Genomic DNA, 6,246 nt, shown 5'->3' with positions numbered 1-6,246 from the left:
GGCCATCGGGCGGGGCAGACTCCCCCTGGGGGAGGAGCGGGCAGATGAAGCGATAACCGCGGCGTGAGACCGTCTCTATGAAGCGCGGCTGACGGGGACTGTCTCCCAGCAGGGTGCGAAGATCACTGATGGCCCCTTTCAGCACGGAGGCACTGACGAAGCGATGACCCCATACCCGGTCGAGCAGCTCGTCCTTGGTCAGGAGGGTGCCGGGATCCCGTACCAGGGCACACAAGAGGTTGAACGGGATGGGGGAGAGGGGGATGGCCCTGTGGCTGCGCAGCAAGAGTGCGTTGCGTTCATCCAGTTCGAACTCGCCAAAGCGGACATGCAATGGAAGCGATGTACTTGATATCTTTGACATATTCAAACCGTTATACCGCAGGCTGGCAATCGGAATCATCTTAGTCGGCCCGTCATGGGGGTCAAGAAAAAAGACAGCCGTTGCGGCGATGGGGAGAGAAAACCGGGGGCGGCAGTGAAAAAGGGAAGCTAATGACGCCCGCCAGTGGCTTGACGACTCACCAGATGACACCCATTGGCAATGAGGGGGGCGAGCCACAGGCAGGGCAAAGGTGGCCGTGGCTCCGGTGCTTTTCCAACGGTGACCCAAGAAAAAGGCCCACCTCTCTGGTGGGCCTTCCTCATGGCAGGGCGCTCCTAACGGAGTATCAACCCTGCTCGTTGCTCAGTACCAGCTTGCCATCCTTGACCGGGATGGTGGTGCCGGGTTGCTTCTCCATGCGCACCACCCCTTCCTGGCCGGCGAGGCGGTAGGTGACGTCATAGCCCAGGGTGCGGGTGCTGCTCTCCTGCACCGTCTTGCAGCGCTGCTCCGTGGTGGTGTAGGTGTCGCCCGCCTGCATGTTGCCCTGCACCTGGTTGCCGGCGTAGCCGCCGGCCACGGCACCGGCCGCGGTGGCGATCTTCTTGCCGCTGCCGCCGCCAAACTGGTGGCCGACCACGCCCCCCAGCGCCGCCCCGACCACGGTCCCCAGGATCTTGTGCTCGTCCTGCACCGGCTTGCGGTGGGTGACGGTGACGTTGCGGCACTCCTGGCGCGGCGTCTTGATGGTCTCGGTCACCGGCTTGCTGGCCAGCACCTCGGCAAACTGGGGCTCTGAGGTAAACAGGGATCCGCTGGCGGCGGCCGACAAGGCCAGCGCAGAGGCCACACCGATCCCGATACCTGCCAACATGGATGTGTTCATCGTCTCTCTCCTCATACAGATGCCCACTTCGGGCCTGGGTGCATTCTTGGCATTTTCACCCTCCGGCTCAAGCAGACCGCCCCCCGACTGCGACAGAGACTGACTGCGCAAAAAACGACCTTGGCAAAAGAGCGTCGGCGATTGGCGACAACGGGGGGCAGGCCTGCACCCTAAGACGTTTCGCTAATACCTGGGATCACGCCCCCTTGATACCCTTTCATCCGTTCTCGAGAGTCGCCCCTGCGCTGCGTCGGGCGGCATCTCGAACGCGAGACGCACTCCGCTTTGTACCCGACGAGGAAGGAACCCGATGACAAAGCCCCACATCTACGAGACCGGCCTTGGCAAGACGCCCGCCAATTTCGAGGCGCTGACCCCCCTGAGCTTCCTGGCCAGGACGGCCAGTGTCTACCCCGACTACCCGGCGTTGATCCACGGCCCCCTGCGCCAGAGCTGGGCCCAGACCGAGGTACGCTGCCGCCGGCTCGCCTCGGCCCTGCGCCGCCGCGGCATCGGCGAGGGGGACACCGTCTCCATCGTCGCCCCCAATGTGCCTGCGATGTTCGAGGCCCACTTCGGGGTGCCCATGAGCGGCGCCGTGCTCAACACCATCAACACCCGGCTCGATGCCGACGCCATGGCCTTTATCTTCCAGCATGCCCAGAGCAAGGCGGTGCTGGTGGACCGGGAGTTTGGCGCCGTGGTGCGCAGGGCGCTCTCCCAGATAGACAACCAGCCCCTGGTCATCGCCATCGACGATCCCCTCTACCGGGAGGGGGAGCTCATTGGCGAGCTGGATTACGAGGCCTTTATTGCCGGGGGCAACGGCGATGAGCCCGGCTGGCTGCCCGGGGACGAGTGGCAGGCCATCTCGCTCAACTACACCTCGGGCACCACAGGCAACCCCAAGGGGGTGGTCTATCACCATCGCGGCGCCCACCTCAACGCGGTGAACAACGCCCTCTCCTGGGAGCTGCCCAAGCACAGCGTCTATCTCTGGACCCTGCCGATGTTCCACTGCAACGGCTGGTGCTTCCCCTGGACCCTGGCGGCCACCGCCGGGGTGAGCGTCTGCCTGCGTCATGTGCAGGCGGCGGCCATCTATGAGGCGCTGCACGAGCACAAGGTGACGCATTTTTGCGCCGCCCCCATAGTGCTCAACATGCTGAACAACGCCGATCCGGCGCTCAAGCAGGGGCTAGATCACCCCATCAAGGCGATGACGGCGGGGGCAGCGCCGCCCGCCACCGTGATCGCCGGCATGGAGGCCATGGGGATCGCCGTGACCCATGTCTACGGTCTCACCGAGACCTATGGCCCCTGCGTGGTGTGCGAGCCGCAGCGAAGCTGGGAGGGGCAGGACGCCACCACGCTGTCCCGCCTCAAGGCGCGCCAGGGGGTGGCCTCACCACTGCAGGGGGAGATGCGGGTCATCCACCCGGTGAGCGGCGAGCCGGTTCCCCGGGATGGCAAGACCCTGGGGGAGATAGTGCTGCGCGGCAACATCGTCATGAAGGGCTACCTCAAGAATCCGGCGGCGAGCGAGGAGGCGATGGCAGATGGCTGGTTTCGGAGCGGGGATCTCGCGGTCTGGCACCCGGATGGCTATGTGGAGATCAAGGACAGATCCAAGGACATCATCATCTCCGGCGGGGAGAACATCTCCAGCCTGGAGGTGGAGGACGTGCTCTATCGCCACCCGGACGTGGACGAGGCGGCGGTGATCGCCATGCCGGACGAGAAGTGGGGGGAGGTGCCCTGCGCCTTCGTCAAGCTCAAGGAGGGCCGCGAGCTCACCCAGGCCGACCTCATCGCGTTCTGCCGCGAGCAGATGGCCCACTTCAAGGCCCCCAAGCGCATCATTTTCACCCCCCTGCCGAAAACCTCCACCGGCAAGGTGCAGAAATTTATGCTGCGCAAGCAGCTGGAGTGAGGGTTGGAAGTGACTTTCTTGTAAACGCTTGAGTCGGCGCCATATTGCCTCGGGGTGATATGGCGCCAATTTCTATGTTCATCAAACTCTTTCGGATCTCACTCTGGTAATATCCTGCTCAGTATCGGGACGGGAAAGCACTATGACGGTTGCAGCATTTAATTGGAGTGAGCCGCTTCCATGGGATGGCCCGGGTGCCATCGACGGAGTGGTGGAGGATTTGGCAGGTGACAGGCTGGACCGCGCTCGCTATGCCGAGTTTCTTACCAACTATCTGGTAGCAGAGGGCAAACAGCGCAACTATGTGCTGAACCTCAATGCCGAATGGGGGGCGGGCAAGACCTGGTTTATCAAGCGTTGGTATATGGAGCTGAAAACTCAGTACCCCACCGTCTATATCGATGTCTGGCAGCAGGACTTTTCCGATGATCCCTTGTTGACGGTGATCTCATCGATTATTGACCAGCTAAAGCATGTTGCAGGTAAAGAGAACCCTATTCCCGAGGGTATGCGTCAGCGGTTGTTGGGATTATTCAAGGTTGGTGGCAAGCTTGCGTTGAAAGCGGCCATCAAGAAAGCTGGACTGGAAGAGGACGATTTTTCTCTGGAAGGGGAGGATGCCAATCAGCTGGTTGATGCATTATGCAGTCATCAGAAAGAGCGCTATGAATCTATCCAGTATCTTAAAAAGGAGATTCGGCAATGGGTCGCAGGAGCAGTTGGTTTAAGTGAGAGAAAGCTGGATTACCCTGCCTTTATTTTGATCGATGAACTGGACCGCTGCCGTCCCTCCTATGCGGTAGAAATGCTGGAAACTATCAAGCATATCTTCGATATTCCTAGGATGGTCTTTGTACTCGCAACAGATACCGAACAGTTGCAGCATGCAGTAAAGGTGATATACGGTGAAGGGTTTGATGCGCAAAATTATTTAGGGCGTTTCTTCCAGCGACGATTCACGCTTAATACAATTTCAAAACGAGATTTTATTATTGGAGAGTTAGAGTGTTGCTCACATATAACACCCAGTATTAAAATGTGGCCTGATATTATGTTGCCCGATGTCATGGTGGATGTAATCACAGTTGTTTGCGATTATTTTTCTTTGAGTTTAAGGCAGATAGAGCAACTCATAGACCGAGTTATTGCTATTTTGGTTTTTAATTTGAATGATGATGGATGCATAGGGAGGGTGAATTTATTTTTTCTTATTTATCTATTTGCCTTGCATGAAAAAGACCATGCTTATTATCTTTTGGTTTCAGAGGGGCGAGTAGAAAGATTTGATATTGGAAATAAAAATTTAAAATCATTTGATGCGATTTTAAACGAGCGGCAAGATAAAGCAATTCAAATTTATTTATCGCCAAGCCTAGTTTTAGGTAAGCCTATAGGTGATAAATGGAAGGATGGTTCATATTACATCTCGTTTATTTCATTGCTAAATCATTCGTACGAAATGATCTTGTTGCACACGAAGTATGCAATGTACAAATTAAATCATGATCACGAATTTAAAAATGCAATATCCTCACATGTAAGTACTAACCCACTTAGTCATGTTGAGGCGGCATTACTGGCCAGGCCTGAATTATCTCAGCTTGAGCACCGTTTCGAGATATATAAAAGCTTTGTTGAGATGGCCGTTCATCTTGAATAGATAAAGCCGGGTAATCCCGGCTTTATGATCAGATTACTTGTTGTGGCGCTCATGGAGGCGCTGCACTACATCCTTCAGGCCCAAGCCTTCGTTTTGCAGCAGCACGGTCAGGTGGTAGAGCAGGTCGGCGGATTCATTGATGAGCTCCTCCCGATCCTTGGCCATGGCGGCCAGGGCCACTTCGACCCCCTCTTCGCCCACCTTCTGGGCGATGCGCTTGGTGCCTTTGCCATAGAGGCTGGCGGTGTAGCTGGTGGCGGGGTCTGCCCCCTTGCGGGCGGCCAGGATCTGCTCGAGCTCGGCGAGAAAACCCAGCGGCGGCACCGGGTGGCCGTCGAAGCACGACGGGGTGCCCAGGTGGCAGGTGGGGCCCACGGGATCGGCGGCGATGAGCAGGGAGTCCTGATCGCAGTCGGTGGAGATGGCGACGAGTTTGAGCACATGGCCTGAGCTCTCCCCCTTGGTCCAGAGGCGCTGCTTGCTGCGGCTGAAGAAGGTGACCTGGCCGGTGGCCTGGGTCTTCTCCAGCGCCTCTTTGGTCATGAAGCCCTGCATCAGCACCTGACCGCTCGCGGCGTGCTGGACGATGGCGGGGATCATGCCGTCACACTTGGCCCAGTCCAGGCGCTCGGCCAGCGGCAATGCATTGTCTACTGCTTGATTATTCACGGATGGCGACTCCTTCGTTTTTCAGCCAGCGTTTCAATTCGGGAATGGGGATGAGGCCCTTGTGGAACACGGACGCCGCCAGGGCTCCGTCCACGTCGGCCAGGGTAAAGGCATCGCGAAAGTGCTCCATGGCACCGGCGCCGCCGGAGGCGATGAGGGGCACCTTGCAGACGGCGCGCACCAGCCTGAGCTGTTCGAGATCATAGCCCTGGCGCATGCCGTCCTGGTTCATCACGTTCAGCACGATTTCGCCGGCACCGCGGCGCTGCACTTCCTGCACCCAGTCGAGGGTGGTCCAGGCGGTGGTGCGGGTGCGGCTCTCGTCGCCGGTGAACTGCTTGACCTGATACTGGCCGAGGGCCGCGTCGAAGTAGGAGTCGATGCCCACCACCACGCACTGCACGCCGAAACGCTCGGCCAGACGGGTGATCAGGGTGGGATCGGCCAGGGCCGGGGAGTTGATGGAGACCTTGTCGGCACCAAATTCCAGGATCTGGCGCGCATCCTCCACGCTCTTGATGCCGCCGGCGACGCAGAAGGGGATGTCGATCACCTCCGCCACCCGGCTGACCCAGCTCTTGTCCACCACCCGCTCGTCGCTCGAGGCGGTGATGTCATAGAAGACCAGCTCGTCGGCCCCCTCGGCGGCATAGCGGCGGGCGAGTTCGACGATGCCGCCCATCACCTCGTGGTTGCGAAACTGCACGCCCTTGACCACCACGCCATCTTTGACGTCGAGACAGGGGATAATACGCTTTGACAACATGCTCATT

Annotated in this window: 6 protein-coding genes; 2 read left to right on the top strand and 4 right to left on the bottom strand. The window is 58.8% G+C overall.

What is annotated here, in order from left to right:
* Positions 1-364: winged helix-turn-helix domain-containing protein (locus BN1132_RS15700; RefSeq protein ID WP_209428981.1), on the bottom strand; the 364-nt coding region annotated here is incomplete at its 3' end.
* A 307-nt stretch (positions 365-671) separates the two neighbouring features.
* On the bottom strand, positions 672-1,211 hold the full coding sequence (locus tag BN1132_RS15695; RefSeq protein WP_042078722.1) for a glycine zipper 2TM domain-containing protein: 540 nt from the start codon (positions 1,209-1,211) through the stop codon (positions 672-674).
* Between the two features lie 310 nt (positions 1,212-1,521).
* Between BN1132_RS15695 and BN1132_RS15690 the strand changes: the two genes are divergently transcribed.
* Together BN1132_RS15690 and BN1132_RS15685 are read left to right on the top strand one after the other, a co-directional pair.
* Positions 1,522-3,144, top strand: coding sequence for an acyl-CoA synthetase (locus BN1132_RS15690; protein WP_042078721.1), 1,623 nt, complete (start codon positions 1,522-1,524; stop codon positions 3,142-3,144).
* A gap of 142 nt (positions 3,145-3,286) precedes the next feature.
* Entirely contained in the window at positions 3,287-4,804 is a 1,518-nt protein-coding gene (locus BN1132_RS15685; RefSeq protein WP_042078720.1) for a KAP family P-loop NTPase fold protein, read from the top strand.
* A 33-nt stretch (positions 4,805-4,837) separates the two neighbouring features.
* Here the strand turns inward: BN1132_RS15685 and hisIE are convergent, their stop codons facing one another.
* Together hisIE and hisF are read right to left on the bottom strand one after the other, a co-directional pair.
* Positions 4,838-5,473, bottom strand: a complete 636-nt coding sequence (gene hisIE, locus BN1132_RS15680; protein WP_042078719.1) for a bifunctional phosphoribosyl-AMP cyclohydrolase/phosphoribosyl-ATP diphosphatase HisIE — start codon at positions 5,471-5,473, stop codon at positions 4,838-4,840.
* The gene (gene hisF / locus BN1132_RS15675) at positions 5,466-6,239 is read right to left on the bottom strand and encodes an imidazole glycerol phosphate synthase subunit HisF (RefSeq protein WP_042078718.1); all 774 of its coding nucleotides are present in this window, start codon (positions 6,237-6,239) and stop codon (positions 5,466-5,468) included. The genes hisIE and hisF overlap by 8 nt, the downstream gene beginning before the upstream one ends.
* Positions 6,240-6,246: the final 7 nt, after the last annotated feature.

Origin of the sequence: Aeromonas sanarellii (assembly GCF_000820085.1) — a bacterium.
GTDB lineage: Bacteria > Pseudomonadota > Gammaproteobacteria > Enterobacterales > Aeromonadaceae > Aeromonas > Aeromonas sanarellii.
The sequence above is the reverse complement of the archived record's forward strand: the minus strand, read 5'-3'. Positions and strand labels throughout refer to the sequence as shown.